1 protein-coding gene is annotated in these 439 nt (G+C 29.8%); it reads right to left on the bottom strand.

Annotated features, from left to right (window positions below):
* Positions 1-439 (bottom strand): HIT family protein (locus IU405_RS00380; RefSeq protein WP_231749391.1); only part of this gene is annotated, 439 nt, incomplete at both ends.

Here is a 439-nt window from a genome sequence, read left to right as displayed (position 1 = left end):
TCTTACACCACCTCTTGGATCTTCAACATCATTTTTATAACGTGGAATTAAATGAATATGAACATGCGAAATAGTTTGCCCAGCAAATTCACCAATATTAATCCCTATGTTAAAACCATCAGGTTGAAATCGTTTTGTGACAATATCTTTTACTTTATTGAGTACTAATAAATATGCGTATTGCTCTTTGATTGATAATTCAAAATAGTTTGCAATATGTCTTTTAGGAATGATGAGTGCATGACCTTGATTTACTGGAAATTTATCATATATCGCATACATGGTAGCTGTTTCAACAATTAATTCTCTCTCTGCATCAGGATTGCAAAAAGGGCAATTTTCATTATATGTATGTTTTAATTGGTTAAAATGTTGATACTCATAAATAGCACAACTTTTATTTTCAAAAATTACTTTTGAGTTTAGCAACACATTGCAT

It is taken from the genome of Polaribacter sp. BAL334, assembly GCF_015767435.1.
GTDB lineage: Bacteria > Bacteroidota > Bacteroidia > Flavobacteriales > Flavobacteriaceae > Polaribacter.
The sequence above is the reverse complement of the archived record's forward strand: the minus strand, read 5'-3'. Positions and strand labels throughout refer to the sequence as shown.